Source organism: Parageobacillus caldoxylosilyticus NBRC 107762, assembly GCF_000632715.1.
Taxonomy (GTDB): domain Bacteria; phylum Bacillota; class Bacilli; order Bacillales; family Anoxybacillaceae; genus Saccharococcus; species Saccharococcus caldoxylosilyticus.
This window is the reverse complement of sequence record NZ_BAWO01000029.1, coordinates 1-26,205: the sequence shown is the minus strand read 5'-3', so window position 1 is coordinate 26,205 and position 26,205 is coordinate 1. Positions and strand designations below refer to the sequence as shown.

The window sequence follows — 26,205 nt, the reverse complement described above, 5'->3', positions numbered from 1 at the left end:
TCACTTCCAACAAAACTTTGAATAGAATCCTCTTTATAGCAGCTTCCCCATTTATGCAATTCGAGCAGTTTCAGCGCTGGTGTTTCCTTCTTCTATGATTAGTTTGACAGCATGAAGGTTCAAGCGTTTTCCCGCGTTGAACACTCTCTTCTCCATGTAATTAGTTTTGTTATATTGGCGTGTCCACTTTTAGGCTAACATTCACTATCCCTTCCTCCTCTTTTTGTTCCAAAATAAAAAGGAATCGAGAAAAGCACTGCCAGGTACTTTCCTCGATTCCCTTCAATCCCATTCCTTCTCCCTTGTTTTATTTTCCAACATCGTCACACTTTTTTGTGTCGTCAGGGTTTTTTGTAGGGAGACAAACGGGACGCGTGTTTTTAACTTTTATTCGACCGTCACGCTCTTTGCCAAGTTGCGCGGTTTGTCAACGTCGCAGCCGCGGTGCAATGCCGCATAGTACGCGATCAGCTGCAACGGCACGACGGAAACGAGCGGAGTAAGCATTGGATGAACCGCTGGAATAACGAAGCGGTCTTCCTCTGTCTCTAAACCGCGCATCGAAATGATGCATGGATTGGCGCCGCGGGCGACGACTTCTTTGACGTTACCGCGAATGCTTAAGTTGACGTGCTCCTGTGTCGCCAAGGCGATGACCGGCGTGCCGTCTTCGATTAAAGCGATCGTCCCGTGCTTTAATTCGCCGCCGGCAAATCCTTCCGCTTGGATATAAGAAATCTCTTTTAGCTTTAACGCGCCTTCCAAGCATACATAATAGTCAACGGCGCGACCGATAAAGAAACAGTTGCGCGTTACCGCTAAATATTCACGCGCGATTTTTTCCATTTCTTCTTTCGCATCGCACAGCATCTCCATCACATTGGCGACAATGGCAAGTTCTTTTACAAGATCAAAGTCAAGCTCAATGCCTTTGGCCTTCGCGGTTGCAACCGCTAAAATGGCAAGCACGGCAATTTGCGCTGTATATGCTTTCGTGGAAGCAACGGCGATTTCCGGACCGGCGTGAAGCAATAGCGTATAATCGGCTTCACGGGACAGCGTCGAGCCTGGAACGTTCGTAATCGTAATTGCTTTATAACCAAGATTGTTGGTTTGCACTAGCACCGCCCGGCTGTCTGCTGTTTCGCCGCTTTGCGAAATGTAAATGAAAAGCGGCTTTTCCGACAGCAATGGCATATTGTACGAAAATTCGCTTGCGACATGGACTTCAACTGGAATTTTCGCCCATTTTTCGATCAATTGCTTGCCGACCAAACCGGCGTGATAGCTCGTTCCGCACGCAATAATATATATGCGGTCCGCATTTAGAACTTCTTGAATGATTTGCGGATCAATCGTCAGCTGGCCGTTCTCATCCTGATATTTTTGGATAATGCGGCGCATCACAAACGGCTGCTCATCGATTTCTTTTAGCATGTAATGCGGATAGGTGCCTTTTTCAATGTCGCTTGCATCCAGTTCGGCCGTATATGGTGCGCGTTGGACGATATCGCCGTTCAATGTTTTAATCGTAATGTCTTCACTTGTCACAATCACCATTTCTTTGTCCATTAACTCGACGAATTGGTTGGTGACTTGAAGCATCGCCATCGCGTCGCTCGCCACCACATTGAAACCATGGCCGAGCCCGACAAGCAACGGGCTTTTATTTTTCGCGACATAAATAACTTCTTGATTTTCCGCATCAATCATGGCGATGGCATAAGAACCCTTCAACAATGTTAATGTCTTGCGGAACGCTTCTTCGACAGAAAGACCATCGTTTACAAATTTTTCAACAAGCTGTACGATCACTTCCGTATCCGTATCACTGCGAAACGCAACATCTTGCAAATATTCGCGTTTTAAAATCGCATAGTTTTCAATGACACCATTGTGCACTAACGTAAAACGTCCCGATGCGCTTTGATGCGGGTGTGCATTGACACGGCTTGGCGCCCCGTGCGTCGCCCAGCGCGTATGGCCGATTCCGATCGACGCGCTCACCGTCGGGTCAACGACATTACGTAAATCAGCAATGCGGCCTTTTTCTTTAAACAAATGGATGCCTTCATCGTTTAGCACGGCAATGCCTGCCGAGTCATAGCCGCGATACTCTAATTTTTCCAATCCACGCAATAAAATTTCCTTTACGTCTTGGTAGCCAATATAACCAACAATTCCGCACATAGATATGTTCCTCCCTTTAGTGGGAGCCCGTCTTACAAAACGACCCAAAAACGAATATTCTCTTGTCAAAGAACGATATCAGGGGTCTGGCCTTTTTGTATAGACAGACTCCCTACTTTTTCGTTTTTTTTTGCGATTACATCCTCCCCTTTGTCCAAAGGGTCACCCCTTTGTTTTAAGGAAGGACTTGCGGCTGTAATCGCCACAGCCGGGAGGCATCCGCCGAAACCTCGATAAACCTCCTCCTCGTCAACTAAGCGTTTTGCCGTTCCACGCTTAGTCCAGGCGCTTTGAAAAAAGAACTAGTAACCTCTATCCTCCTTTCCTTAAAAATAACAACAACGTTAATATTACAGTACATCCAAAAAAGCGTCAACTGTAATATGGTTATTGTTCATAAACTGTAATATTGTTGTTGTTCATAAAATAACCTATGCATAAATGGAATACAATGTTCCATTTATGCATAGGTTGGTGATAAGCTATTCTTTTTATTCCACTCCCATTTCTTCACGAATGACCGCAGCAATCCGCTCTACATAGTTTCGGCAGGCTTCTTCTGTCGGCGCTTCGGCCATGACACGCACGACCGGCTCTGTTCCCGACGGGCGGACAAGCACGCGGCCATTTCCATTCATTTCTGCTTCCACCTCTTGAATGGCCGCTTTTACTTTTTCGTTTTCCATCACTTTCTCTTTATCCGCCACCTTTACATTGACAAGCAGCTGCGGATATTTTTTCATTTCTCCTGCCAGCTCGGACAGCGGTTTTCCTTTGATTTTCATAATATTGACAAGCTGCAGCGCCGTCAGCAGCCCGTCCCCTGTCGTGTTATAGTCAAGGAAAATAATATGTCCTGACTGTTCCCCGCCTAGATTATAGCCGTTTTTCTTCATTTCTTCGACTACATAGCGGTCGCCGACCTTGGTTTGCACGCTTTGGATTCCTTGGGCTTCAAGCGCTTTGTAAAATCCAAGGTTGCTCATTACGGTAGTAACGACTGTTTGATGTTTCAACCGTCCGATTTCTTTGAAATATTTGGCGCAAATGTACATAATTTGATCGCCGTCCACGATATTGCCATGTTCATCGACAGCAATGAGGCGGTCGCCGTCGCCGTCAAAGGCAAGTCCGACATCGGCGCCTTTTTCTTTCACAAACGCTGCTAATGCTTCCGGATGAGTGGAGCCTACTCCTTCGTTAATGTTAAGGCCGTTTGGCGATGCGCCCATCGTGACAACATCGGCTTCTAAATCGGCAAATAAATGCGTCGCCAACGACGAAGTAGCTCCATGCGCGCAGTCTAGTGCGATTTTCAGACCGGAAAAATCTTCATCAATGGTTTGCTTTAAATATTGTAAATACTTTTGCCCGCCTTCAAAATAATCATTCACTTGTCCTAAAGCTTTGCCGATCGGTCTTGGCAGCATATCTTCCGGACTGTCAATCAATTCTTCAATCTCTTTTTCTTGTTCATCGGATAGCTTAAAACCATCTGGACCGAAAAATTTAATCCCGTTATCTTGAACAGGATTATGAGACGCCGAAATCATAATCCCTGCCTGTGCTCCCAACGCCTTTGTTAAATAAGCAACCCCTGGAGTGGAGATGACGCCGAGGCGCATGACTTCCGCTCCGATGGAAAGCAATCCAGCGACAAGCGCTCCTTCGAGCATATGGCCGGAAATCCTGGTATCACGACCGATTAACACTTTCGGACGTTCTTCACTTTTAGTTAATACATATCCGCCGCAGCGCCCTATTTTAAACGCCAGCTCAGGTGTCAGTTCTCGATTCGCTACCCCGCGTACACCGTCAGTACCAAAATATTTACCCATTATGTCAATCTCTCCTTACATCCATGAAATAATATTATTGATTATTGTTCATTGTTTTTTCGCTTATTTTAATTTTTACATTTTCTTTTGGCAGTTCCCATTTTATATTTTGCGGTCCATTCCATTTTATCTTTACCTCATGTTCACCGAGGTCTAAACCGCTAACATCAATATATAATTCCACGTCATCTTCTTTAATATCGTTTAGGATGTCAGGCGCTCCATGAAGCCGAACATCCATTGCTTGTTCTTTTGGGTCTATAAATTCCACTGTATATGGTTCTCCTAATCCTAACACATGAATTGGCACGCCCTTGAGCGTTTTTGCTTCTTCTTTTTGCACATCGATATGGATTTTTACTTTAGGTGGATCAACGCTTTTGACTCCTTCCGGCAGCGGAACAGCCATTTCCAACGTCCTATCTTCAGTAATTCCATCTAAATCAATCGTAATCCCATCGATAAATTGAATAGCATCAATTTTTTCTTTAGGACCGAAGATCGTCACTTCATTTGGAACTGTTTTTATTTTTACAATGTTTACTCCTTCCGGCAACGTTCCTGTCCGGTTGATTTTTAGAGGAACGGTTTTGCTTGGACTTCTTATCGGAACGGTTACTTCAACATTCGAAGGATGCGTATGGATATTTAATACCCTGCCCCTATGGTCATAAACGGTTACTTTCGATTCTTGAGTTATCGTATCCGTGGCGCCTTCTAAATTCACTGTCGCTGTTACCGATGAGATGCTATCAATTAATTCTTTGGCGCCCGTGATCGTAACCGAGTTAGGCTTGACAACCGGCTGTTCCACGGCATAGCCTTCTGGTACTTTATTTTTATTAATGAATGCAACCCTGACATGGAAATCTTTTGAAACTTTTTCTCGAATGGTTACTTTTGCTGTCGAGGGCTGAATGTTTACCTTTAGTTTGTCGGATATGTCCTTATACTTGATCGGAACAGTATATGTTCCTAACGGTAAATCAGTTAAATCCATATATACTTCGAAATTCCGCTGCAAAGCGGTCGGTTTGACAATGCTTGCCGGCCCTTGCAACGTTACGTTGACGTATTTCGGAATGCCGGAAACCACTAAATTTTCCTCGTCATAGTAAACGACGACAGGGACATTCATCAGTGTTTCTGTATCCTCTTGTCCGATCGCATTGCGAATGATCTCCCCGGATTTTGCTCCTTTTTCGATATTGGCCGACATATAGAGCATGATGGCTACTAGTAAAGAAAACACTTTAATAAACCAATGATTGTTCATTAACTTATCCATGTTTCTTCCCCCTCCATTGCCAACGGGATGAGGAAGTCGCCTTTGTTTTTGTTGCCGGCACTAACTCTTTTGTAAGCAACTCCCGAAACTGCTCCGGAGTTAAATCCCGATGTAGCTCCCCGTTTTTTGTAATTGATACCGAGCCGGTTTCTTCCGATACCACAACCGTTACGCTGTCAGTCACCTCACTGATTCCCAGTGCAGCACGGTGGCGAGTTCCTAATTCTTTCGAAATAAATGGGCTTTCTGAAAGCGGCAGATAACAAGCTGCGGCAGCAACATGGTTTTTTTGAATAATCACCGCTCCATCATGCAGCGGAGTGTTCGGAATAAAAATATTAATTAATAGTTCGGATGAAACACGCGCATTTAAAATAATTCCCGTTTCAATATAATCTCCCATTCCTGTTTCCCGTTCAACGGAAATCAACGCTCCTATTCGTCGCTTTGCCATATATTCTGTAGCTTTAATAATGGCTTCAACCATTTTCACTTGTTCTTCATCCTCATTCACGCTACTTCGAGAAAACAGCTTTCCCCGTCCTATTTGCTCAAGCGCACGCCGCAATTCCGGCTGAAAGATAATAATAATAGCGAGAAATCCCCATATAATCGCCTGATCCATTAGCCACTGCAGAGTAGTAAGACCGAGAAAGTTACTAACGATTCGCACTAATATAATAAGAATAATTCCTTTTAAAAGCTGGACTGCTTTCGTTCCGCGAATCATCATAATTAATTTATAAATCACGTACCAAACAACGAGAATATCGACGATTTTCGTTAAATAGTCTATAACCGGGAGCTCTCCGAAAGGCATTTTCACACTTCCTTTATCACTAATTCCAACATCCATGTTTATGGAAACAGCTCTTTTATTATAACATATCATTGAAAAAAGCCATCAGAAAGATGGCTGACACTATTCGAACGTTTCCATTGTATCCTTGATCCGTTCCTTAATATTATACCAAATCCATTCAAATACTTGATTAATTTCTTCAATTTCCCCTGTTACTTGCCCTGCGGAAGCTAAATATTTTTCTCCGTGAATCACGGTAACATTGCCTTCTACTTTCCCTTCTATCCTAATAGAACCGTTGCGGACAACGATATCCCCTTTCACCGTTTTCCCTTTTGGAACAATGACGGTATGGTCGCGAATAATCACATTTTCGTGTGTAGAAACCGAAAATTGTTCCTCTCCATTCCATGCCGTAAACAGACTTCCGGTAGTTAAAAGAATAAACAGCGATGCAGCAGTAAGAAACGGGTGGCGTTGCATCCATCTTTGCACTCGAATTCTCTTCTTTTCTCGCGGTAACTTCTCCATCACCCGCATCGTAAAATCAGATGGCGAAGGGACATGAGAAGCATACTGAATAAAGGCCACTGTTTTTGTTAATTCATGGAAATGAGCGGCACATGCTGGGCATTGCTGTAAATGCTCTTTTAATCGTTTTTCATCACCCGGATCTATATCACCATCTAAGTAATCATGCATAAGATTTATAATATGCTCTGGACACTTCATGTTTTTTCACCCTCTTACAGATGACCCAAATGCTTTCGTAATGCTTCCCTGCCGCGATGAAGCCGTGTTTTTACCGTACCGATCGGCAGCTCTAAAATCTCGCTAATTTCTTGTAATGATAAATCTTCTATATACTTTAGCACGATCACGCTGCGATATTTTTCCGGCAGCTTTTTGATCGCTTCCTGTACCGTCTCCCGCAACTCCAGGCTTTCTATTGTTTCCTCGGGGGAAGCTTCGTGAGAAGAAAGCTGGGCATACATCGTAAGCCCATCGGTGCCGCTGACTTCCTCATCCAAATACGCATCCGGCTTCTTCTTCCTAATTTTATCAATTGCCAAGTTTGTTGCAATGCGGTAAAGCCATGTCGAAAATTTCATCTTCGGGTTATACGTATCAATATGAACATAGGCGCGGATGAATGCCTCTTGCGCCACGTCTTCCGCCTCATGGCGGTTTCCTAGCATCCGATAGCATAGGCGATATATTTTATCTTTGTAAAGGTCAACAATATCGGCATAGGCGTTTTGGTCGCCTTTTTTTATAGCTTTAATCCGTTTTTTCACAAATATATCCATAATAATACAATACCCCCGCCCCTGCGGCTACAGTATACTACGGTTCTTCTCTAATAAAAGTTTCATGAAAACATATAATTTATTTTATCATAATCGAGCAAAAAGAGCTCCACTTCATCCAAAAGAAAGCGAGGGAGGAGGCCAGCATATACAAAAAGAAATACAGCAGATTTTGCGGAATCTGCTGTTTTCAGCCATTACACTAACTTTTCGCCAAAAAGAGACCCCATCAACCCCACGGCGACAGAAGCGGTCTTATTGCGCTCATCTAAAATAGGATTTACCTCGACAAATTCTGCCGACGTAATTAACTGCGCTTCGGCGAGCATTTCCATTGCCAAGTGGCTTTCTCGGTAAGTAAGACCGCCAATCACTGGAGTGCCTACCCCTGGTGCATCATGGGGATCCAATCCGTCTAAATCGAGTGACAAATGCACCCCGTCTGTCCGCCCTTTCAAATAAGCAATGGTTTCTTCCATCACCGTCGTCATCCCGAGACGATCTACTTCATGCATCGTATATATTTTGATCCCTTTTTCGCGAATTAATCGTTTTTCGTCTTCATCAAGAGAACGAACACCGATCAGAACGATATTTTCCGGCTTTACTTTCGGACTATAACCGCCAATATGCGTTAATGCCGGATGCCCTAATCCGAGACTTGCAGCCAGCGGCATTCCATGAATATTTCCAGACGGCGACGTTTCAGCGGTATTCAAATCGCCATGGGCGTCATACCAAATCACTCCTAAATTTTTATAATGCTTGGCAACACCGGCTAATGTGCCAATGGCAATGCTGTGATCGCCGCCCAAAACGAGAGGAAATCTTCCCCGTTTGATTACATCATCCACAACCGTGGCCAATTTTTCATTCGCTTCCGCAACCGCTTTCAAATTTCGCAAGTTAAGACGAAGCCCTTCATCATCAGGCCGTTCAGCTCTTCCTATCGAAATATCTCCCAAATCTTCAATATCATAATGAAGGCGCTCCAAGCGCTCCACGACCCCTGCATAGCGCATGGCACTCGGCCCCATATCGACGCCGCGGCGCGTCTGTCCCAAATCCATCGGCACACCAATGATCGATATTTTCTTCATGCCGCCTCCCCTTTCCCGTCGCGTTGTATTACGTTATTATTGTAGATGAAAACGCCATCATGACTCAACTCGACAATTTTTTGAATATTTATTCTTATTTCACGGGTAAAGGGAAAATAAAAAGCACCCCATTTCGTCTTTTTCGAAACGGGATGCTTTAATGGAGCCTATCGGGATCGAACCGATGACCTCCTGCGTGCAAAGCAGGCGCTCTCCCAGCTGAGCTAAGGCCCCGCATAGCGGGATAAAAAAAGCGGAAGACGGGACTCGAACCCGCGACCCCCACCTTGGCAAGGTGGTGTTCTACCACTGAACTACTTCCGCGCATCGATGAGCCATGGAGGACTCGAACCTCCGACCCTCTGATTAAAAGTCAGATGCTCTACCTACTGAGCTAATGGCTCATGGCTGGGCTAGCTGGATTCGAACCAGCGCATCACGGAGTCAAAGTCCGTTGCCTTACCGCTTGGCTATAGCCCAACGATATTCAAACACTGTCAGCTGAAACATATTATTTCACAATATCCACACATTATACTTGGTTGAATGGCTGTTCCTTATGTATATGGAGGGGGACGGATTCGAACCGCCGAACCCAAAGGGAGCGGATTTACAGTCCGCCGCGTTTAGCCACTTCGCTACCCCTCCGTATCGTGATGCCGGCTGCAGGACTTGAACCCGCAACCTACTGATTACAAGTCAGTTGCTCTACCAATTGAGCTAAGCCGGCATAAGCAATGTGTCTATACTCAAATTATTTTCGTCGCCTCTTCCTCTGCAAGCCAATTCAACGATGCCAAATGCGTCGAGGCAACTCGTAACTTATTTGATGAAGCTTAGGCTCGTCTCTACCAATTGAGCGAAGCCAGCTAATAAAAAGTGAAACATGGTGGAGGATGACGGGATCGAACCGCCGACCCCTTGCTTGTAAGGCAAGTGCTCTCCCAGCTGAGCTAATCCTCCAAACAAAAAGAAAAAAGTGACCCGTACGGGATTCGAACCCGTGTTACCGCCGTGAAAGGGCGGTGTCTTAACCACTTGACCAACGGGCCAAAAAAGCAAACATCAAAGCTTCCAACCGGACTTGAACCGGTGACCTCTTCCTTACCATGGAACAATTTAAATTAAAAATCCATGGAAGTCAAGAAGCTCAAGGCTCGAGAGTAGCTCAAACACTTCTCTCTCGCGAGCTGACATGAATAAGTATATATAGTCACAATACCCTTGTCAAGTGTTTTTAAAAAAATTTTTGGGATGTTGTTATAAGCATTAAGTATTATGAAGCAAAGTCATGGTTGCAATACATAAAATTGAACTAACATCGTAAAACTAATCTTCAGAAATAAATAATATTGGATTAAACTCTGGCTTGTCTGACTCATACCATTCCTTTATACGAGCATAGCTTTTGTGCTGTTTCTTTTCATGGACAGTGAGCATTACCCCGAGCGCATTTATGTGGATATTAAAACAATTGTTTTCACCTTTTTTGGAGTGCCAAACTTTAATCTCCGAGACAGTTCTTTTGCTCATCTGTTTCGCCTTCTTTCTGTAATTTCAAAAAACTTAAACTGTACAAAGCATTGAACAACCTTAAAGCATCAACCTTTTTCCATTCCTTTATGTCGTCTCTTCCATGCAATACCCAGCTTCTATTTATTAAGGAAGGTCTTGCAGTGGCACTGTCAAAATTTCCGTATGAGTAAGCATTATATATAAACTCTTTAACTGAAATAAACATTGGTCTTTTAATACTTCCATGGTCTAATCTATTCCCCATCTGTTTAAAAGCTTTCTTCCAATCTTGGTCTTTAACAATATCAAATACAGTACCCTCTAGTATTAAAAATAAACTTGGTATGGAAATTTTATATCGACCTCTCTCATAATTGTCAAAACAATCCTCTATCAATTCCTTCCACTGACTATATAAGGTGTTGCTTAACAACTTTCTTTTCATTGCTTCATAATTCTCGGAAATTCCATAATGCTTTTCAAATTCTTTATCCATCTCGCTTTGTTTTTTACCATTTATCATATCGTAACATTCTTGCATTGTGGTATGAGGTGGAAATGTCCAACCATTTTTCGCTCCCCATTTAGCTATTTTTTCCATAGTATCAAACTGCTCGTCAATATTCGAGAACATCTCTCTAATTTCTTTTCTAATTTTTTCAAGTTGTTCATTTAGCAAAAAAAAGAATTGTTTTTGTTTCTGTTTTGACTCATCCATCAGTCTCACCTTCTTGCTCTGTGAATTTCGTATAAAAAGGAAAATTGTTTTCTCTTGTTTTATTCCAAATTATTATTGCAAGCTGAGCTAAGTAAGGTTTGTTCTCTTCAGGAATTAAATGTTCATGATTTTTTGTGAAATATTGTAATAACTTTATAAAAGTTAATGAGTAAATTGATATAGATAAATTAAGCACTTTTTCTTCAAGTTCAGTGTCTGTTCTTGATAAATCTAAGATAAAAGCATGAGTGTTTGGAATATCGCTATCAATAGGTGTTCTATAAATATCAAGTGACGAAAAATCTGAATGCTCATACTTGCTAGCTTCTCGATAAAAAGCCATATAGTAAGCAAACAGCAATTTATCTGAGAGTGCCATTCCTTTGATACTCAGAAGTCTTGTGTCAATCTCTCCTTTATGTACAAAGCCTTCTTGTCTTAAAATATTTTCTCTTTCCTTTATTTTTTCTTTTAACCCCTCGTACTCATTTTTGACCCAACCTCTTTCAATAGCTCTTTCTATGTCATAAAGAAAAGCTAATTCTGACTTGAGAGGTTGCACCATATAGTTTTTATATCTCAGTTTATTTTTGTTATCATTACATAAATAATCTATAAGCATTGCATTGTTTAGCATTGACCTTACTAAAATATAAGCTTCTTCAGCATGACTGTTTTCTAATAAAATCAGTATGCTTTCAAATAGATTTGATTGTTTAGCATAGAGGGTAATTACCTCCCTTAAATACTCGTAACCCTCCATAATTACATATGGACTACCCTTTTGAAGAAATTTTGAAGTTATTTCCTCGATTAAAAAATTAGCATATTGAATTTTTTCTTCTTTGTTCATTTTTTCCATAACTTACATCCCAAGTGAGAAGAAACTTTAACCATATTATAACATTTGAATAACGAATAGTTATTCCGCCAAAAAAAAACAAACAAAAAGCCAGAGCTTTAAGCTCCAGCTTTCTCAGCATTTTATTTATCAAAAGAGTTGACTTTTCAACCTCTCTAAGCACTCATCATTCTGCGAACACACTCCTCAAAAGCCCAATAAGCCATAGCCACATCAAGGTCATCGAGCCTAGTAATTTTTATGGCTGGTGCTCGCCCAGTCTTTTCTAAATATTCCTGTGCTAACTTGTCAATATCGTTTGCATACTTTCTGTAAAAAATTCTTGCTTTCTCAGGGGTATTCAACTCCTCAACCACTATGGAGCATCCATATTTTAGAACGCTCTGCTTAAAATACGCACTGTCACCCTTTGAACTGACAATTTCTCTCACTGCTTTCTCCAGCTTTGTCATATTTCTCAACCTCCCTTCAAAGTATGTTATTTAAAAATTTAAATAGCCACCTCGCAAGGTGGCTCACGCTTAAGTCATAAATTCTTTCTTGGCGACTCGGTCTTGTTAATACATATTTGGCAAATCCAAAATCCACTCAACCCATTTGCTGACTGTTTGCGCTCTTCTTTCATATGTGGAGTCTGAATTGACATTATAAAGTTTACATCTTCTCATTATTTCAACTACTCTCCCCTTTTCTGGAGGAGCGCCATTTTGAATATACTCAAGAAGAACTTGTTTGAATGGTTCATGAGCTAAAATACAACCAGCTAAGCTCAAATATTTTTGCTTAAAGCTCTTTCTCATTATTTCTCTACCTTTATTTGACAAGGTAAACATAACTTTCTTTGTTTCTTTATCAGTGTACCTTTCAATCAATCCTAGATACATTCCAGCCGTTGTGTAATAGTATGTTTGTCTCTCATCAAAGTCATAATTTAAAGTAATAGTTTCTCTATCTAAATCATTCTCGACCAGTAACCCTAGAAGGTCAACTATCCGAGGAAATAAGTCAGCTTGAGGAAAAGCTATTTGTGGCTCTGGTTGAACTTTTGTTGTGTTTACCAGCTCAATAATATCCTCCAGTTCTATCTCCTCATGAGCAATAACATAATCTTTTTGCTCAACCAATTTCAAAGAGTTGTACCTCATTGGGTCAGTAAACTCGAATATAAAAAAGCTAAAAATATCGTTTGAGTACGTAAAAAATACTGGTCTAACTTCTTTATATGTTTTCCCTTGCCACAAGCGGTAAGGATAATAAAGTTGACGAATAAGAAAATCCTCAACCATTTCATTTTTCGCTTCAACAATCATAAATTGATTAGCACTCTCATATCCGCCATCAATTTCTACTTGTGAGTTAGTAACGTTAATTTTGAGGTCATTCCCCTTTTTAGTTCTAATATTAAAGTCAAACTTTTTAGAGGACATCTTCCCAGAGACAGTCTGGAAAGCTTCCTCTCCTAGAACATCCTCAATCATTCCAGTTATAACAGCACAATGAAGAGCTGAGCTTTCTGAATAAAGGTTCGTCGGGTCAATAGTTGTAATGTCACTTGGAAAACTCACTTGAGTCGGTTTTATCTTTTGGTTATAAGTTACTTTTTGATAAACATCAAATTGACCTATAACATATTTTGAGCGTGAAATTGGCAAAATAGATAAACCGTTCTTTTTAAATAGCTTTGGCAAGTTGCTACTATGGTCAAACTTTGCCATTAACCTTGGCTCTCGCTCTTCTTTTATTGTCTTTGCTTCAATTTCATAAAAACCATTTTTCTCAATTTCTTGGAGAATGTTATAACGCTCAAATAACTTCTCCCAAGCTTTATCTGTCAGGTTCATAATTCATCACCAATACTTCGTCAATTTTTCCTCTCCTTGAAGCATTTGCATTGATGTTTCTATTCGCTGAAACAACCTCAATATGAAAATCTTTGTATAAGTCCTTTATAAAATCAGTCGCCGAGTTACTTAATAAGACCTTGCACCCTCGTTTATCTAGTTCAACGAACAAATCTCTCAACCTAATCTGGTCATCTTTATCAAATCCGTATAAACTGTAACCAGTAAAAGAAGAAGTATCTGAAACAGGGTCATAAGGAGGGTCAAAATAAATAAAATCTCCTTTTTTGGCGTTCTCTACAGCTTTTTCAAAATCAACATTTAGTATAGTTATATCATTAGAATTTAGATAGTTATGAACAGCTCTTAAAACAATTTCATTCACTATTTGAGGGTTTTTATATTTACCAAAAGGAACATTAAAATGACCTTGACTGTTTACACGAAATAGACCATTAAAACACGTTTTATTTAAGTAAATAATTCGTGATGCCCTCTCAACCAAGGAAAGCTTCTTAAATTCTTCTTTACGGTCTAAATCACGAATTGCATAAAAGTATTCTTTTTCATTCTTGTGTTTTTTTAAATCATTTATAAGCTCATCAACGTGGTCTCTTATAGCGATATAAGTATTGATAAGTTCAGTATTAATGTCATTAATTACAGCCTTCTTAGGTTGAATATCAAATAATACTGCTCCAGCACCCAAAAATGGTTCGTAATAAGTGTTTATCTTTTTAGGAATATATTTACGTATTTCTGGAAGTAACTGACGTTTACCTCCTGCCCACTTTAAAAAAGGTTGTGCTAGTTTATTTTTTGTCACTGTAACTTCTCTCCCTTAATTACCGCAAATCCTAAATTAACTATACCCGAACAAGGATTCTATATCTTTATCATATCATTAATCCAAAAACAAATAAATCGCCAATTTTTTTAGTTGAAACAAGTAAAGCTTGTACAATTCCCGAGACTCTGTGAATTTAATCGTTTTTATCAAGATAAGTGTAATCCACTTGGAAAAACTTATGTTTTTCTTTTCCATGCAATCACCCTCCTAGAAAAGCTTTAAGGTTACAGTCTCATTCGTCTCCTCGTGAATGAGAAGCACTTCTGAGAAAGCTGAATACTGAGTTAGTTCTCTTTTAAGTTCCTCTTTAGAGAGGTCTTTCCAAGGGCTTTCACTATCTCGTGATGAGATGAACACGATAACTTTTTCATCGAATTGAAATGAGCTTTTTATCAACTCTACTCGCCTCACGAACATCAAGTTTTTTTTATACTATCTTGAATCTTTTTGAGAATGGAGCTGGCTCGGTCGCTAGCATGAGTATAATGTCAATCAAGTTCTTAGCCACCTTGTTTCACCTTCTTAACTGTCCAGCCACTCTTGAAAGAGCTTTTCTGTCTCCTCTCGAGCTTCTTTCATAAGGTCTAGCATTTCCTCAAACAAAAAGAGCTTGACAAAGTGAAAGAGCAAGAAACCATCTTGCTCCAACTGTTCAAGCTCTTGAGACACCGCTTTAATTTTTAATTCCAAAGTTTCAACTGTCTTGAGTTCACCTCGGAGTTGTGCCAAATCTCTTTGAGTGAATAAATGGTTTAAACTCTCGTTCAAGTGTTTGACCTTGAGCTCATGCTCCTTATAAAATAACAGTGCGAGAAGTTTTTGCTCCTTTCTCATTTTCACACCTCACTTAATACGCTTAATTTTTGGTGGCTCGTTGGAGCTTTTTCTTGGCTTGTCGAGTTCATTAATGAGTTTCAGCATAACCTCTGTACTAACTCCTTTTGTCTTGTCTTCTTCTTTGCGTTTCCAGCCTTGAGTTTCAATAATTCGCAAGAATTTAGTGAGAAACTCGCTTGTGTGTTTACTTTCTTTCTCAAAGCGAGTATTTACCATACGGAAATGTCTTAGAGCTTCCATTATGAGCATTTGTAGAGCTGTCTCCTCAAGAGGTGTACTCACTTCATAATGAGTTTTTACTCCTTCCTCGAGCCAGTGCATGAAAGCTATTTCATCATCTGTCAGCGTCGAAAGAAAGTCTTTTGTGTATAATCCATGTACCGGACTTTTACCTCTTAAATTGTCGAGAGCTTTTTTCTTACCTTCTTTGGTCTTAGCTCCAGTGGACTTTCCACCATGCCAAATACATCTTCCATTTGTCGTTCCATTCTCTTTATAGTGTGGTTTATTTATGCAAATTTTCCCCGAGTTGGACAGAGCTCCACAAATCTCTTTGCTCTTTTTAAGCTCTCTGTAATACTCATGAGCTCTCGCCTCGTCTTTATCCTTCTCAGCAATCGCCTCGAGAGTTCTAACCTTTGCTTGAAGCTCTGTGCTCAAATCCTTAAAGCTCGGCATTACTTCTCACCCCTTTTGAGCTCCTCAATTACAGGGAGCAAAATAACGTTCACAATCGCATGTTCCCTCGAGAGCTGGCTCGCAAAGGTGCAAAGAACTTTGCCAGTAAACTCCTCGCCAGTTAGCTTCTCGAGCTTTCCAACATGTTCATAAAAACGAGCTAAGTCCTCGCTGAGAATGGCTTCCTGCAAAGCCACCATAACCTCAGCGACCTTTTGCTTGTCTACTTCCATAGCGTCTCACCTCGAGGTGGGGTTAGAAAGTATTCCCCATGCGACGGACATAATCTCTATACCAAGCTTCAAACTCCTCTTTTTCACGCTTTTCTCGCTCTTTCTTCTCAAGTTCTTTCACTGCCCAGCTTTTCTCAAAGTATTCTTCAACTTCTTTAGTTTTCTTCTTGAGCCATTCGAGCTTTTCGCTAAGAGTCATTTCATTGAAGCGTTGCTTCTCTTGAATCTTCTTCTCATATTTGCTCCAAACTTTATTAAAAGCCTCGTCAAACAATTTATTAAAGTCTTTCATCGTTAAATCACCTCACTTGTTGTTAGTGTCCCATCTGGAAAGAGTTCCAATTGTAACTCGAGAAGCTCCTCAAGGGAGTAAGCCTCAATAAACTTTCTCTCGAATTGTTCCAACCGCTCAAGCGCATAAGCTAACAAGCTCATTCTTCCAGTCTCAATAAAGACTCTGCTCGCTTCTTGGTAGTCGAGAAGGAGACTTTTATAATGGTTTTTCACATTTTCCATACAATCACCTCGAGGTGTTGAATTTACTCCTCTGAGAAGGAGTTCATGTACTAACTCTCGAGTAGCTCTCTTTGAGGTTTCGTTTTATTTTCAAGAGTTTGAGCTCATGCTTTAACATAAATTCTCTAAATGCAAGCTCTCTCTCGTGCTCCATCTTGAGAATTTCTAACTTGAAATCTCTGAGACTCTTTTGCTTCATGGCTGTTCACCTCAGAGACTTAACCTAAGAAATCCTCAAGCTGTTTTTCTAGCTCAGCAAGTTCTTTTTCAACTTGTTCCTCAACTTCTGCTCTCTTGCGTTCCCAGAGCTCTAAATAAGGTTTGTGAGCTTCGTTTGTTTTGTCAAAGTGACCTATTTCAACTCCAGCTTCTTTTAAGAGACCCTTTGGTGTTGTAGCGTCTAAAATTTTTGTTTTTTGGTGAATTATCTTGCTAACTTTCTCCTCCCATAGCTTCTTGAGTTTATAACTTCTGTAATATTCCTCAAATCGTTCAACATCGTTGTCAGCAATCGCTTCAATTTCTGCTTTGCGTTTTTCCATGTTCAAGCGTGCAATCTCAACAGCAACTTTTTGCACTTTCTCTAAAACAGTAGCTCGCTCTTTTTCTAACTTCTCAAGGGCTTCTTTAAACTTGTCAACTTTCTTCTTGTTTGTTGTGGAGCTGTCAACCATGAGTTCAGCTTGAGCTAGGTTTAAAAGGCTTTGTACTTGGTTAACCTTTTTTGTCATCTCGCTATATTCGTTTTCTAAGGTTTGTTTCTCAGCCATCAATTTTTCTAAATCGCTTTGTTTTTTGAAATAATTCATAAGCTTCACTTTCATCGACCTCCGTTAGTTTGCTTTATTTTCGTTCTCAAAAAACTCTTTTATGTCCTTGGCGAGCTCCTCAGCTCTGTAAAGGAAATCTAAATACTCTTGAGGTGTCATACCGTTTGCGTCTGCCAAGTAGCGAATCGTTCTCTCGAGTTGTTCTCTGTCAACGAGCCCTCTTGAGCGTTCACTTTGAAGAAACTCAAACAAGCTCATATCTCGCTTTGCTTGGTTGACTTCCTCACAAACGAGAATTATATTGCCTTTTGTGCTTCCTAAGACTTTCTTGCTGAGAGTCATCACATGGTCAACTTGAAGTTTGTCTGTCTTCTTGCCACTAATCATGCAACGACCATTCGCAAATGCTTTCAGCTCGAGGTAGTCCTCAAGAGTGTAGTTGTCAGGGGCTCCAAACTGTCTTGCTCTATCCCGCTGTCTGTAAACCACTTTCCAGTCTTTGTGCTCCCTCAAGTATTCTCTTTGACGTTTGTTGAAGCACTCTCGACAGTCCGGTCTGTGATGACCATGACTGTTTCTTGGAAACTCGCTCGCAAGTTTAACCTTGCCACAAGTACGACAAACCTTTTGAACGAGTTTTCCGTTTTGATAAAGCTCAAACCGCCCGAGTCTGTTTGTTCTCACTTCAAAAACTTTCTCATTAGTGTTCATCACAAGCCCACCTCGCTAGGTTTTATTTTTCTTTGTTTTTGTCATCGACTTTAGCAACCAGAAAAAGCTCATCTAAGGAGTTTAAATCGAAAACGTCCATCAGTTTGCCAGCTACCTCAAGGTTTATGTGCTTCGCTCGTTTTAGCGTTGACACGTAATCCTTAGACTTACCGAGGCGCTTTGCAAGCTCTTTTTGAGTCCACCCCATTCGCTTCAAGTGTTCTTCGACGTTCAAAAGTAAGACCGTTTTTTTATCCATCTAGCTCACCTCGCCTTAAAACTGTTCGAATTTAAGCCCACTGCTCAAAAAAGAATCGAGTCATTTTTCGACTCGAGAACAGTGGGCTTGTGATGGACTCTAACGAGTTCCCCATGGTAAAGGGCTTACTTTTTGCTGTCAATCTTAACGAGTTTATTACTGGAGCTTACACTGAGCTAACAATGTTTTTCCCTCTATTTCCCCTCTCACTAAATATATATCAGAGGGGGGTTACACTTTTCCTAATAACTAGGAACGCAAGAATGCGGGTTTGAGGAGCTGAGAAAAATTACAGCTAAAAATTTTTTCTAACCCACTCGAGAGGAATTGCAGGAGGACGATAGCATGAGATGATAAACTCATGAGCAACAAGACAGAGCCAGCTCAAGAGCAAGCCTCATTGAGCCAGCTCGTGAGTGAAGCACTCAAAGACTTCTCTCCGTCAATGGAGCGGTACGAGGTATATGTTGAAAGTAAACCTTGAGGAACAGCCATGGAGCAAAGAGCCTTTTAGGGGTCTATTTCCCCTCTCACTATATATATATCAGTGGGGGGTTACACCTCGAGGAGAAGTCAGAGAGTTATTTTTTGAAATCAACTCGCTGAGCCAGTTTTGAGGAGCTTTTGAAGGGTGTTTGTTTAGTTGCGTCTCGTAAGGGAATTTTAAAAGAGCCAGCTCTCGAGAGAAACCCCCGAAGAAGGCTCTCTCTGAGGCTGGCTCGCTGGTGTTTATTTCGAGAGGAGAGAGAAAGATTATTCAACTCACGAGAAGGAGCTCTTGAGCTATTCTTAATTAGTCCTAGCTCGAGAAAGAAAATATAAAAATAAAAACATAAAACATAAAATAGTGAGGAGCTCGAACGGAGGAGCTTATGAGTATTAACTAATTAGTTTCCATCTCAGAGAAATAAAATAAAAACATAAATCAATAAACCCTCGAGAAGTTAAATTTAATTAGTATCACCTCGAGGAGTTTACTCTTTAGAGTTAAACTAATTAATACTATCTCATGTATTTTTTTATTTATGTTTTTCTAAGAAGATAACTCTTTAGTGTAAACCTTATTAGTTAAACCTCAGTAATGTTTTTATATTTATGATTACTGAGTTAGAAACTAATTAGTTAAACTAATTTAGACACTAATTAGTTAAATTAATAAATATATATATAACACTATTTAGTTATACTCTTTAGAGTTCCCTCTTGAGTTACTCTCACTAATTATATATCAGTGAGGGGTTACACTTTTTCACCTCGAAAAGGGACATTCCAGAAAAAATTTACAAAATCTTAACATAAACCCCGAGGTGTAACCAACTTGAGAACTGACTGGCGAGGAGCACCTCGAGGAGTAACTCAGCGAGTGAGCTCTTGGGGAGAGCGTCTGCGAGAAGCGAGCTCGAGGAGGGAATGACTCAGAAGGGAATAACTACCAGAGGGAATTTGAAAAATTTTAGTTTCTAAAAATGTCACAATGTGTGTGTGAAAGCCCCCCTACCCCTTATTTTTTTTCGCCCTCCTCCGAGCCAGCCCTTGAGAATGACCTCTGGAGCGCAAACACCCCCGAGACGCTCGCAAGGTTTACCAATAACTTGATACCCTCTTAGGGGTATCTATTAATTTGCTACCTCGTGAGTAAGTCTTGTTTACAAAGCTCTCTAAGAAGTGCGCCAGAGAGAGTTCGCTCCTTAGCGAGTCATCTCACGAGCTCCAGCTTGTTTGCTACCACTCATGAGCCAGACCTTCTCAGAGCCTCAGAATTGCCCTGTATTGAGTTTGGGGTACCTTACCTACTGCCCCCCTTTGTAAAACGTCTCTACGCCCCCTTAGAACGCTCCCGAGAGCGTGTTATAAGTTGAGGGAAAGGTCAACTCGTGAGGAGAAAAAACTTAAGAGGATACCCCCTCGGAGGGTATTGCTTGCAGAGTTCGCTTGTGAGGTGGGGTTCTTCAGAGGGACAGCTCAAGAGAGAGCTTCTCAATCACAACAGACTATAACAGTTATCACGAAAAAACATTATAACAGTTTTAGTTAATTTTATTATAACAGACATATAAAAATAATTATAACAGATTAAAAATAGCTCATTATAACAACTTTGTAAGAAGCATTATAACAGAAATGAGTTTGCTCTCGAGGGGAATCTCTCTTTTGTATTCTAGCTCAGCGAGGAGTCTCTGGAGATTTACTCGCCATACAGGTTTTTCAAGAGGCTGGCTCACGAGTGGAAACTCTTGAGGAGGAGCTCGTTTGTTCTCGCCAGCTTTCTACTTGAAGTTTTTCTCTTGCGAACTGTTTTCCTCCAAAGAAAGCTATCTCGTGATTAAAACAGAAAAGTTAAAATAAGTTATAACAGTTTTCTGTTTCCCATTGTAACAATCAGCGAGGAGAAACTCAAGAGAGACCTCCTCGAGAACGTTGGTGAACGGGATTTTAACCTCAAGCGAGGAAAAGCCTTGTGAAAAACACCTCGAAAGTGGAGCACCCTCTCAGAGCCCCATTTTTGCCCTCTGAGGGGCTTTTCTTCTTGGGGGTAGTTACACCATTACCAAGTCCGTTAAAACGTCTCTATGAGCCTTCCTTGAGGTCAATTTTTACGAGCTTACTCCTCAAGGATTATTTCCCCCCCCGAGCCAGACACCTTCTGAGAGCTCCATATTTGCCTTCTGAGACCTGTTCAGAAAAGGGGGTATAAATCCCTCCCCACCTCTCCAAAGCGTCTTATAGAGTCATTTCTGAGCTTTTTATGGCATGTTAGTTTGTGGGGAGCAACCCTAAGAAGATTAAATACTTGCTTGTTTCATCTCGGGGTATTAGCACTCGAGATTTTAACCCCGAGGGAGCTTTGCTGACAAGGGAAACTCTACGAGGGGCTAACTCGTGAGTGATAACAAACAAGTGCAACTTGAGAGCCTTCATCTTGCGAGGGAAAGTCTTGTTCGTTCCAGTTCGCAAATGCACCTTGAGAGGGAAACATTCGCTTACATTTCTCCCCCTTGACTACTTAACTATCAAGAAAGTGGTCAACAAAATGCTTTAATATCAACATTCTCGGGGGGAGTCCTAAAAAATCCCCCTTTTATACACTTTTTATGCAATGTTATTGAATAAAAATAAGACGTTCTCTTGAGCTGATTACTTGTTAGTTTGCCCTCTCTAGCTTGGCTCTAAAAGAATACCTCACAAGGAAGCCAGTGAGGAGCGTTATGAGAGTTTTCCTTGCAAACTGGCTCCCACACGAGCTTAACACTTGAGAAGGGTCTCCAAAGGGTTTCTAGTGGGGTTCTTGACTGTATCAAATGGGAGTGAATAGTTCAAAAACTGGAACTCAAGAGGAGCACTCGTGAGGATGGGAGAGTTTAATTATCAGTGGGATTTTAATACAAGATACATTTTGACAATGCAATTTTTGTAACCAAAGTCCAACCAAAAAGGAAAAAACAATGACTTTGTAGAAATAAAAGAAATTACGATGAGGGGAGGTTATATAAATGAGCGAACAAAAACTTGGTATAACTGAAAAATACAGTCAAGAGATATTAGAAATCGAAAACAAACTTAGAGACTTAGAAAATAACCGTGTTTATGAACTATCTCACGTTAAGATGGATGGCTCCCTTGCTACAAATGCTCGACAGTTAAGAGAAATGATTAGAAAATTACTTTATAAAATAGACAATCAACTACCATCAATTAACGATGAGTTAGCCTCATTATTTCAAGACAAAAAAGAGTAAAGAGAGACCTTAAAAGGTCTCTTACTTTATAAATTCCAAAACGGTACATTAATAAAACTAGTATCCGTTGAACGGTCTCCTTTAGAAGTATTGCACCTTTCACAAAGCAACTGCATATTGGAAGCGTCATTGCTACCAAATAGGTTTAAAGGAACAATGTGGTCTATATGGATTTGATTTTGTTGCCTTATTAAGTTAGACAGGTCACACCGACATATAACGCAAGTTCCCTTATCTCTATGAAATACTGCTGACTTTAACCACTGAGGGAAGGGCTGTCGCTTGATTCGTTTCTTAGCTGTTACACAATCTGGATATTTTTTCTCAATATAATCCATTTCATTTTTTATAAATTTTGCCAACTCCAGATGAAAATTACGCAAAAATCCCCTATCTTGGAAAACAAATTGGAACGCAGAATGAACAATTAAATTATCTATTTGTGCTGCGTTTTTGCTTACAAAACCTATCCATTGCTCTATTATCTCACTGCAACCACACTCAAAGTGTCCATACTCGTCATTACATTTTTCAAAGTCTGGTTTTGGAAGGTTTGGGTGTAAATTTACCTCATCCAAAGTTCTTGTTATAAAATCATATACATACTTCATGTCATCTAGGTTTTTTCTCATTTTGTCTATCTCTTCGTAAATATCTTGAAAAAAAGATAAGTAATGATGAACAGCTGTTATTTTCTTTGGTTTGACAATACTATCAATAATTTCATCTTTGAATGTATCAAATGCTTCAGAACTATAATCCCAAAAATTTGAGACAGCAAATCCTGCTAAACCAATTCCAGAGCTGAGGGCTAAATGTTGTTCTTTTAGAGACATAAATCATCTGCCTTTTCCTTTTTCTGTTTTATTGCATTAAGGCTTTTTTCTTTTGTACTTGCCCCGAGCTAGTGTTTATCTTACCATTTCCTCTCTGTATTTTTTAGCCTTTAAAGTCATACTGATAAAGTAAACAGTCAAATCAATCAAGTTTTTTAAGTCTTTAATGTCCTTATCTTTCCATTTCCTCACATAATGAGTCTCATCATTCCCTAACCATACAGCTCTTTCAGCCATTTCCTTTATCTCAGGCTGATTGATATACTTTTGTATACATTGCTGTAGAGGTAATTTTCTAATCTGTTCTGCTTCATCTGGATTAAGATGAGTAGCAAAATCTTTTATTAGATATTCGAGGGCTTTTCTATAACCTACTCCACATATTCGGTCAAGTCCTTCTTGCTCTGCATGATGAGCTTGATTAAAAATCTGAACAAAGTCACTTGATAATTGTACAATTTCCTCGGGGAACTCTTTATCTTTTCCGCTATATGGATAACAATGTGACAACCAATAACTTTTACTCCCTGAATCATATTCATAAACAGCAAAGAATAAAGAACCGCATCTATTGCTAGGACAACCACAAAGAACTTCTATTAAATGAAACTGCTTTTTATGAATAAGAATGAACTCAGGAGAGATGGAAAAATGACAAACAGGGCAACTATCGGGAAAGTCCATAAAATGAACCAAGAAGCCATTAATATCTACTGGGTCAGTAATAATTTTCTCGCTAAAATCAACAGCCATATTTACTCCCCTTTCATAAATTTCTCCATAATAGAACCTTTTTTATTCCCTTCACGAGTTTTCCTTTTTTGAGCTACTCCTCTATGTACTCCCTCACCAATCATTCCTCATTCCGTTCAATATTCCCCTCGCCAATGCTCTCCCTTGCGAGTTGTCCCCTCAAAGAGATAACAAACAAGTGTCCATGTTAAGAATACTCTCTCCCCTTCTTATCAGCTCTCTTCGTTGCTCTACTGAGAGGATACCTGCAAGAGTCCCCCAGAAGTACGCTCCAAAAGTCTTTTTCACTCTTCTTGTTTTGTAAGCCCAGACAGAAGCCTTAAAAGCTCTAATTGCTGGCTCGAGAAGATTCTCGACTAGTGGAGCAAATCTCCGAGAAGCAACTTGCACTTTTCCCCAGAGAGAATAAGCCTCCTCAGGTCTTACAAAAGGTTTGACGACTTGAATAAACTCCTCGGGTACAAACTCAGTTAAATATGAGTAGTCAAGCTCTGCTTGCTGTCGTATATATTTTATATCTTGAGTATATTTTATATCTTCAGAATATGTTTTAAAAGAAAAGGTTTCTTTGCGAGTTGAAGCCTCTTGAGTTCCCTCTGGAGCTTCCTTTGTGGCTTCCTCACGATAGGTCAACTCGATAGGACAAATGATAGTTATACTTGCCCCAAAGCCTCCTCGAGTCGGTCTCAGAGTTCTTATTCTCTTTATTATTCCAAGCTCCTTGAGACGCTTCAAAGCTCTTTGAACTGTCTTATAGCTTACTCCTAGAGCGTTAGCCATTGATTCAACCTTGAGCCAGCTTACTCCAATAAACTTGCAAGAATGACCAGCAAGTAACTTTAAAAGCCTTCTATCCAGCTCGCAAAGGTCAAAATACTCCAGAACTTCACTTATAAAATTGTCCATTTCTTCAACGCTTGAGAAAGTCTCAAACTCCCTTAAATTTTCCATAATAAAACCCCCAGTTATCCTCTGGAGGTTGCCCCAAGCTCTCTCAGTAAGTATAATAAAAAACGAGAGGGCAACCCTTAGGGCAACCTCTCGGAGTGTGTTGCGTGAGGAGCTTCCCTTCAAAGTTTGGCGACTCGGGAGGGAGCTCCTCGTTTGTTTTTTAATACAATTCTTCATCTAATAGCGTTGCTTTAGTAGCAACAAGCCTGAGTTGTGTTTCCCCTCGAGGGGTTTTAGCAAGTTCTAAGAAATGTCCATTTTCTGCGAGGTCGTTTATTGCCTCCTTGAGGTTGGAAATTGTTGAATTGTCATCGAGTTTGTAGTCTAACTCATTTAATACCTCTAAAATGGCATTCAAAAGCTGAGTATTTATCTTCATGCTCTTCTCCTCCTTAAATTAAGTTATTGAGAGGGTTATGCGCCTCGTTCATGTCTTTGAGAGTGTTGCTGAAGTAATGTAGATAAATCTCTGTCGTTTTTATGGAGCTATGTCTGAGGAGCTTACTTAAAACAGAAACGTCTCCTCCAGACTCAATAAATTTGCGAGCAAATGTATGTCTGAGCATATGAGGTGAAACTTTAATACCAGTTTCATTCGTGAGTCGTTTAAAAACTTGCTTTGTTCCATTCTCCCCGAGACGTTCTCCCTTTATGTTTGTAAATACGTACTCTGGGAGCTTTCCTAGAGAGTCTGAGCTATATTCCTTCCAGAGAGCCAACTCGGAGAGGAGCTTGCTATTAAGTGGAATTGTCTCAACCTTGCGAGCCTTGCCAAAGATTTTTGCTCTCTGGCTCGAGAAATCAATGTCCTCCCATTTGAGGTTGCATAGCTCGCCAAGTCTCATTCCAGTTCCGAGTAGCGTCACAAATATGGTGTAATCTCTGACAGTATAAAAGCTGTTATTGCGTCTCTTTTGACGTTTTAACCAAGCAATGAGGGAATTTACCTCCTCATCAGTTAATGTCTTGAGAGTTTTCTCCTCCTTGGCTTTCTTGAGTTGTTTCACTGGGTTGTCACCATTGAGGAGTCCCTCTGAAATGAGGAAGTTAAAAAATACGCTCATAAGTTTTCGTTTCGTGTTTAGGGACACTGGGTTATTCTTGCGCTCCTCAGCGAGATACATAAAGTAATTTTTTAATACCCGAGGAGTCACCTCTTGAATGGTTTTTATTCCCTCTTTCTCTGTCCAGCTCATGAAATCAGAAAATAACAGCTCATACCCTTCGAGAGTCGCTCTGGAGAGGTTTTCAATGGTTTTCTTCTCGGAGAGAAACTCTCTGATTGCATACTTCAAGAACATAATAAAAAAGACACTCCTCTCACTAGAGTTTTGCCAACTCCAGAGAGAGAAGTGTCTCCGTACAGTGTATAAGTTAAGTGTTTGTTTTCTTGCTGTGAATGGTTTGACCTTGACCACTTTACCAAAAAAGCTACGAGCCATTGTGAAGCTTCCAACCGGGCTTGAACCGGTGACCTCTTCCTTACCATGGAAGTGCTCTACCAACTGAGCTATGGAAGCATGATGGCTCCGCAGGCAGGATTCGAACCTGCGACCAATCGGTTAACAGCCGATTGCTCTACCACTGAGCTACTGCGGAACATTGAACTT

26 protein-coding genes and 10 tRNA genes are annotated in these 26,205 nt (G+C 40.5%); 1 reads left to right on the top strand and 35 read right to left on the bottom strand.

The window, feature by feature from the left end:
- Window positions 1–387 precede the first annotated feature (387 nt).
- From glmS to GCA01S_RS08765, 28 genes are all read right to left on the bottom strand, one after another.
- The gene (glmS, locus tag GCA01S_RS08905; RefSeq protein ID WP_042409171.1) at window positions 388–2,190 is read right to left on the bottom strand and encodes a glutamine--fructose-6-phosphate transaminase (isomerizing); all 1,803 of its coding nucleotides are present in this window, start codon (window positions 2,188–2,190) and stop codon (window positions 388–390) included.
- 491 nt (window positions 2,191–2,681) lie between these two features.
- Window positions 2,682–4,028 (bottom strand): phosphoglucosamine mutase, encoded by a 1,347-nt coding sequence (gene glmM / locus GCA01S_RS08900; RefSeq protein ID WP_042409168.1) that lies wholly within the window; start codon window positions 4,026–4,028, stop codon window positions 2,682–2,684.
- A 34-nt stretch (window positions 4,029–4,062) separates the two neighbouring features.
- Complete coding sequence (locus GCA01S_RS08895; RefSeq protein ID WP_042409164.1) at window positions 4,063–5,316, bottom strand: CdaR family protein; 1,254 nt, start codon at window positions 5,314–5,316, stop codon at window positions 4,063–4,065.
- The gene (gene cdaA, locus GCA01S_RS08890) at window positions 5,309–6,136 is read right to left on the bottom strand and encodes a diadenylate cyclase CdaA (RefSeq protein ID WP_042409162.1); all 828 of its coding nucleotides are present in this window, start codon (window positions 6,134–6,136) and stop codon (window positions 5,309–5,311) included. The genes GCA01S_RS08895 and cdaA overlap by 8 nt, the downstream gene beginning before the upstream one ends.
- A 102-nt stretch (window positions 6,137–6,238) precedes the next feature.
- Complete coding sequence (gene rsiW / locus GCA01S_RS08885; RefSeq protein WP_042409160.1) at window positions 6,239–6,850, bottom strand: anti-sigma-W factor RsiW; 612 nt, start codon at window positions 6,848–6,850, stop codon at window positions 6,239–6,241.
- 14 nt (window positions 6,851–6,864) lie between these two features.
- Window positions 6,865–7,428, bottom strand: a complete 564-nt coding sequence (gene sigW / locus GCA01S_RS08880) for an RNA polymerase sigma factor SigW (protein ID WP_042409158.1) — start codon at window positions 7,426–7,428, stop codon at window positions 6,865–6,867.
- Window positions 7,429–7,625: 197 nt separating this feature from the next.
- Window positions 7,626–8,528 (bottom strand): arginase, encoded by a 903-nt coding sequence (gene rocF, locus GCA01S_RS08875; RefSeq protein WP_042409155.1) that lies wholly within the window; start codon window positions 8,526–8,528, stop codon window positions 7,626–7,628.
- A 161-nt stretch (window positions 8,529–8,689) separates the two neighbouring features.
- Window positions 8,690–8,762 (bottom strand) — tRNA-Ala (locus tag GCA01S_RS08870).
- An 18-nt stretch (window positions 8,763–8,780) separates the two neighbouring features.
- Window positions 8,781–8,852, bottom strand: a tRNA-Gly gene (locus GCA01S_RS08865).
- A 7-nt stretch (window positions 8,853–8,859) separates the two neighbouring features.
- Window positions 8,860–8,932: transfer RNA gene (locus GCA01S_RS08860), tRNA-Lys, on the bottom strand.
- Between the two features lies 1 nt (window position 8,933).
- A tRNA-Gln gene (locus tag GCA01S_RS08855) sits at window positions 8,934–9,008 on the bottom strand.
- 86 nt (window positions 9,009–9,094) lie between these two features.
- Window positions 9,095–9,176 (bottom strand) — tRNA-Tyr (locus tag GCA01S_RS08850).
- A 9-nt stretch (window positions 9,177–9,185) separates the two neighbouring features.
- Window positions 9,186–9,258, bottom strand: a tRNA-Thr gene (locus tag GCA01S_RS08845).
- A gap of 157 nt (window positions 9,259–9,415) precedes the next feature.
- Window positions 9,416–9,491 (bottom strand) — tRNA-Val (locus GCA01S_RS08840).
- A 17-nt stretch (window positions 9,492–9,508) separates the two neighbouring features.
- Window positions 9,509–9,580, bottom strand: a tRNA-Glu gene (locus GCA01S_RS08835).
- A 452-nt stretch (window positions 9,581–10,032) separates the two neighbouring features.
- Window positions 10,033–10,761, bottom strand: a complete 729-nt coding sequence (locus GCA01S_RS08825) for a hypothetical protein (RefSeq protein WP_042409151.1) — start codon at window positions 10,759–10,761, stop codon at window positions 10,033–10,035.
- Window positions 10,754–11,623: a DUF5677 domain-containing protein gene (locus GCA01S_RS08820; RefSeq protein ID WP_221198346.1), complete on the bottom strand. Its 870-nt coding sequence runs from the start codon at window positions 11,621–11,623 to the stop codon at window positions 10,754–10,756. Before GCA01S_RS08820 ends, GCA01S_RS08825 begins: the two co-directional genes overlap by 8 nt.
- Window positions 11,624–11,778: 155 nt before the next feature.
- Entirely contained in the window at window positions 11,779–12,075 is a 297-nt protein-coding gene (locus tag GCA01S_RS08815; protein WP_008881865.1) for a hypothetical protein, read from the bottom strand.
- 105 nt (window positions 12,076–12,180) lie between these two features.
- Complete coding sequence (locus tag GCA01S_RS08810) at window positions 12,181–13,464, bottom strand: type II restriction enzyme (RefSeq protein ID WP_008881866.1); 1,284 nt, start codon at window positions 13,462–13,464, stop codon at window positions 12,181–12,183.
- Complete coding sequence (locus GCA01S_RS08805; RefSeq protein WP_008881867.1) at window positions 13,448–14,290, bottom strand: DNA adenine methylase; 843 nt, start codon at window positions 14,288–14,290, stop codon at window positions 13,448–13,450. Before GCA01S_RS08805 ends, GCA01S_RS08810 begins: the two co-directional genes overlap by 17 nt.
- 546 nt (window positions 14,291–14,836) lie before the next feature.
- Window positions 14,837–15,148, bottom strand: a complete 312-nt coding sequence (locus GCA01S_RS08800; protein ID WP_042409148.1) for a hypothetical protein — start codon at window positions 15,146–15,148, stop codon at window positions 14,837–14,839.
- Window positions 15,149–15,157: 9 nt separating this feature from the next.
- Window positions 15,158–15,829 carry an HGGxSTG domain-containing protein gene (locus GCA01S_RS08795; protein ID WP_008881871.1) on the bottom strand — a complete coding sequence of 224 codons (672 nt, stop codon included), beginning with the start codon at window positions 15,827–15,829 and terminating at the stop codon, window positions 15,158–15,160.
- The gene (locus GCA01S_RS08790; protein ID WP_008881872.1) at window positions 15,829–16,062 is read right to left on the bottom strand and encodes a hypothetical protein; all 234 of its coding nucleotides are present in this window, start codon (window positions 16,060–16,062) and stop codon (window positions 15,829–15,831) included. The genes GCA01S_RS08795 and GCA01S_RS08790 overlap by 1 nt, the downstream gene beginning before the upstream one ends.
- Before the next feature lie 22 nt (window positions 16,063–16,084).
- The gene (locus tag GCA01S_RS08785; RefSeq protein ID WP_008881873.1) at window positions 16,085–16,354 is read right to left on the bottom strand and encodes a hypothetical protein; all 270 of its coding nucleotides are present in this window, start codon (window positions 16,352–16,354) and stop codon (window positions 16,085–16,087) included.
- A gap of 2 nt (window positions 16,355–16,356) precedes the next feature.
- A complete protein-coding gene (locus tag GCA01S_RS08780; RefSeq protein WP_008881874.1) occupies window positions 16,357–16,578 on the bottom strand; it encodes a hypothetical protein in 222 nt (73 codons plus the stop codon).
- A gap of 218 nt (window positions 16,579–16,796) precedes the next feature.
- Window positions 16,797–17,402 carry a hypothetical protein gene (locus GCA01S_RS08775; protein ID WP_042409143.1) on the bottom strand — a complete coding sequence of 202 codons (606 nt, stop codon included), beginning with the start codon at window positions 17,400–17,402 and terminating at the stop codon, window positions 16,797–16,799.
- A 9-nt stretch (window positions 17,403–17,411) separates the two neighbouring features.
- The gene (locus tag GCA01S_RS08770) at window positions 17,412–18,059 is read right to left on the bottom strand and encodes an HNH endonuclease (RefSeq protein ID WP_042409140.1); all 648 of its coding nucleotides are present in this window, start codon (window positions 18,057–18,059) and stop codon (window positions 17,412–17,414) included.
- Window positions 18,060–18,081: 22 nt separating this feature from the next.
- Complete coding sequence (locus GCA01S_RS08765; protein ID WP_008881878.1) at window positions 18,082–18,318, bottom strand: helix-turn-helix transcriptional regulator; 237 nt, start codon at window positions 18,316–18,318, stop codon at window positions 18,082–18,084.
- A 3,491-nt stretch (window positions 18,319–21,809) separates the two neighbouring features.
- Here GCA01S_RS08765 and GCA01S_RS08760 point away from each other — a divergent pair.
- A complete protein-coding gene (locus GCA01S_RS08760) occupies window positions 21,810–22,055 on the top strand; it encodes a hypothetical protein (RefSeq protein ID WP_008881898.1) in 246 nt (81 codons plus the stop codon).
- Between the two features lie 26 nt (window positions 22,056–22,081).
- Here the strand turns inward: GCA01S_RS08760 and GCA01S_RS08755 are convergent, their stop codons facing one another.
- The 7 genes from GCA01S_RS08755 to GCA01S_RS08725 form a co-directional block, all read right to left on the bottom strand.
- Window positions 22,082–22,891: an HNH endonuclease gene (locus tag GCA01S_RS08755; protein ID WP_042409136.1), complete on the bottom strand. Its 810-nt coding sequence runs from the start codon at window positions 22,889–22,891 to the stop codon at window positions 22,082–22,084.
- A 75-nt stretch (window positions 22,892–22,966) separates the two neighbouring features.
- The gene (locus GCA01S_RS08750) at window positions 22,967–23,644 is read right to left on the bottom strand and encodes a DUF4145 domain-containing protein (protein ID WP_008881900.1); all 678 of its coding nucleotides are present in this window, start codon (window positions 23,642–23,644) and stop codon (window positions 22,967–22,969) included.
- A 159-nt stretch (window positions 23,645–23,803) separates the two neighbouring features.
- On the bottom strand, window positions 23,804–24,595 hold the full coding sequence (locus GCA01S_RS08745; protein WP_042409132.1) for a helix-turn-helix domain-containing protein: 792 nt from the start codon (window positions 24,593–24,595) through the stop codon (window positions 23,804–23,806).
- Window positions 24,596–24,755: 160 nt separating this feature from the next.
- Window positions 24,756–24,974 carry a hypothetical protein gene (locus GCA01S_RS08740; protein WP_008881903.1) on the bottom strand — a complete coding sequence of 73 codons (219 nt, stop codon included), beginning with the start codon at window positions 24,972–24,974 and terminating at the stop codon, window positions 24,756–24,758.
- A gap of 13 nt (window positions 24,975–24,987) precedes the next feature.
- Window positions 24,988–26,037: a tyrosine-type recombinase/integrase gene (locus GCA01S_RS08735; RefSeq protein ID WP_071997942.1), complete on the bottom strand. Its 1,050-nt coding sequence runs from the start codon at window positions 26,035–26,037 to the stop codon at window positions 24,988–24,990.
- A 5-nt stretch (window positions 26,038–26,042) separates the two neighbouring features.
- Window positions 26,043–26,115: transfer RNA gene (locus tag GCA01S_RS08730), tRNA-Thr, on the bottom strand.
- 4 nt (window positions 26,116–26,119) lie between these two features.
- Window positions 26,120–26,194: transfer RNA gene (locus GCA01S_RS08725), tRNA-Asn, on the bottom strand.
- Between the last annotated feature and the right edge of the window lie 11 nt (window positions 26,195–26,205).

Excerpts from the sequence above, each read along its gene's own strand:
- GCA01S_RS08790 (WP_008881872.1), bottom strand. The coding sequence starts at position 16,062 with ATGGAAGTAGACAAGCAAAAGGTCGCTGAGGTTATGGTGGCTTTGCAG.
- GCA01S_RS08815 (WP_008881865.1), bottom strand. The coding sequence starts at position 12,075 with ATGACAAAGCTGGAGAAAGCAGTGAGAGAAATTGTCAGTTCAAAGGGT.
- GCA01S_RS08785 (WP_008881873.1), bottom strand. The coding sequence starts at position 16,354 with ATGAAAGACTTTAATAAATTGTTTGACGAGGCTTTTAATAAAGTTTGG.
- rsiW (WP_042409160.1), bottom strand. The coding sequence starts at position 6,850 with ATGAAGTGTCCAGAGCATATTATAAATCTTATGCATGATTACTTAGAT.
- GCA01S_RS08755 (WP_042409136.1), bottom strand. The coding sequence starts at position 22,891 with ATGTCTCTAAAAGAACAACATTTAGCCCTCAGCTCTGGAATTGGTTTA.
- GCA01S_RS08800 (WP_042409148.1), bottom strand. The coding sequence starts at position 15,148 with ATGAGAAAGGAGCAAAAACTTCTCGCACTGTTATTTTATAAGGAGCAT.
- GCA01S_RS08895 (WP_042409164.1), bottom strand. The coding sequence starts at position 5,316 with ATGGATAAGTTAATGAACAATCATTGGTTTATTAAAGTGTTTTCTTTA.
- GCA01S_RS08795 (WP_008881871.1), bottom strand. The coding sequence starts at position 15,829 with ATGCCGAGCTTTAAGGATTTGAGCACAGAGCTTCAAGCAAAGGTTAGA.
- GCA01S_RS08745 (WP_042409132.1), bottom strand. The coding sequence starts at position 24,595 with ATGGAAAATTTAAGGGAGTTTGAGACTTTCTCAAGCGTTGAAGAAATG.
- GCA01S_RS08770 (WP_042409140.1), bottom strand. The coding sequence starts at position 18,059 with ATGAACACTAATGAGAAAGTTTTTGAAGTGAGAACAAACAGACTCGGG.
- GCA01S_RS08750 (WP_008881900.1), bottom strand. The coding sequence starts at position 23,644 with ATGGCTGTTGATTTTAGCGAGAAAATTATTACTGACCCAGTAGATATT.
- GCA01S_RS08740 (WP_008881903.1), bottom strand. The coding sequence starts at position 24,974 with ATGAAGATAAATACTCAGCTTTTGAATGCCATTTTAGAGGTATTAAAT.
- cdaA (WP_042409162.1), bottom strand. The coding sequence starts at position 6,136 with ATGCCTTTCGGAGAGCTCCCGGTTATAGACTATTTAACGAAAATCGTC.
- GCA01S_RS08820 (WP_221198346.1), bottom strand. The coding sequence starts at position 11,623 with ATGGAAAAAATGAACAAAGAAGAAAAAATTCAATATGCTAATTTTTTA.
- GCA01S_RS08780 (WP_008881874.1), bottom strand. The coding sequence starts at position 16,578 with ATGGAAAATGTGAAAAACCATTATAAAAGTCTCCTTCTCGACTACCAA.
- glmM (WP_042409168.1), bottom strand. The coding sequence starts at position 4,028 with ATGGGTAAATATTTTGGTACTGACGGTGTACGCGGGGTAGCGAATCGA.
- sigW (WP_042409158.1), bottom strand. The coding sequence starts at position 7,428 with ATGGATATATTTGTGAAAAAACGGATTAAAGCTATAAAAAAAGGCGAC.
- glmS (WP_042409171.1), bottom strand. The coding sequence starts at position 2,190 with ATGTGCGGAATTGTTGGTTATATTGGCTACCAAGACGTAAAGGAAATT.
- rocF (WP_042409155.1), bottom strand. The coding sequence starts at position 8,528 with ATGAAGAAAATATCGATCATTGGTGTGCCGATGGATTTGGGACAGACG.
- GCA01S_RS08810 (WP_008881866.1), bottom strand. The coding sequence starts at position 13,464 with ATGAACCTGACAGATAAAGCTTGGGAGAAGTTATTTGAGCGTTATAAC.
- GCA01S_RS08825 (WP_042409151.1), bottom strand. The coding sequence starts at position 10,761 with ATGGATGAGTCAAAACAGAAACAAAAACAATTCTTTTTTTTGCTAAAT.
- GCA01S_RS08765 (WP_008881878.1), bottom strand. The coding sequence starts at position 18,318 with ATGGATAAAAAAACGGTCTTACTTTTGAACGTCGAAGAACACTTGAAG.
- GCA01S_RS08760 (WP_008881898.1), top strand. The coding sequence starts at position 21,810 with ATGAGCGAACAAAAACTTGGTATAACTGAAAAATACAGTCAAGAGATA.
- GCA01S_RS08775 (WP_042409143.1), bottom strand. The coding sequence starts at position 17,402 with ATGAAAGTGAAGCTTATGAATTATTTCAAAAAACAAAGCGATTTAGAA.
- GCA01S_RS08735 (WP_071997942.1), bottom strand. The coding sequence starts at position 26,037 with ATGGCTCGTAGCTTTTTTGGTAAAGTGGTCAAGGTCAAACCATTCACA.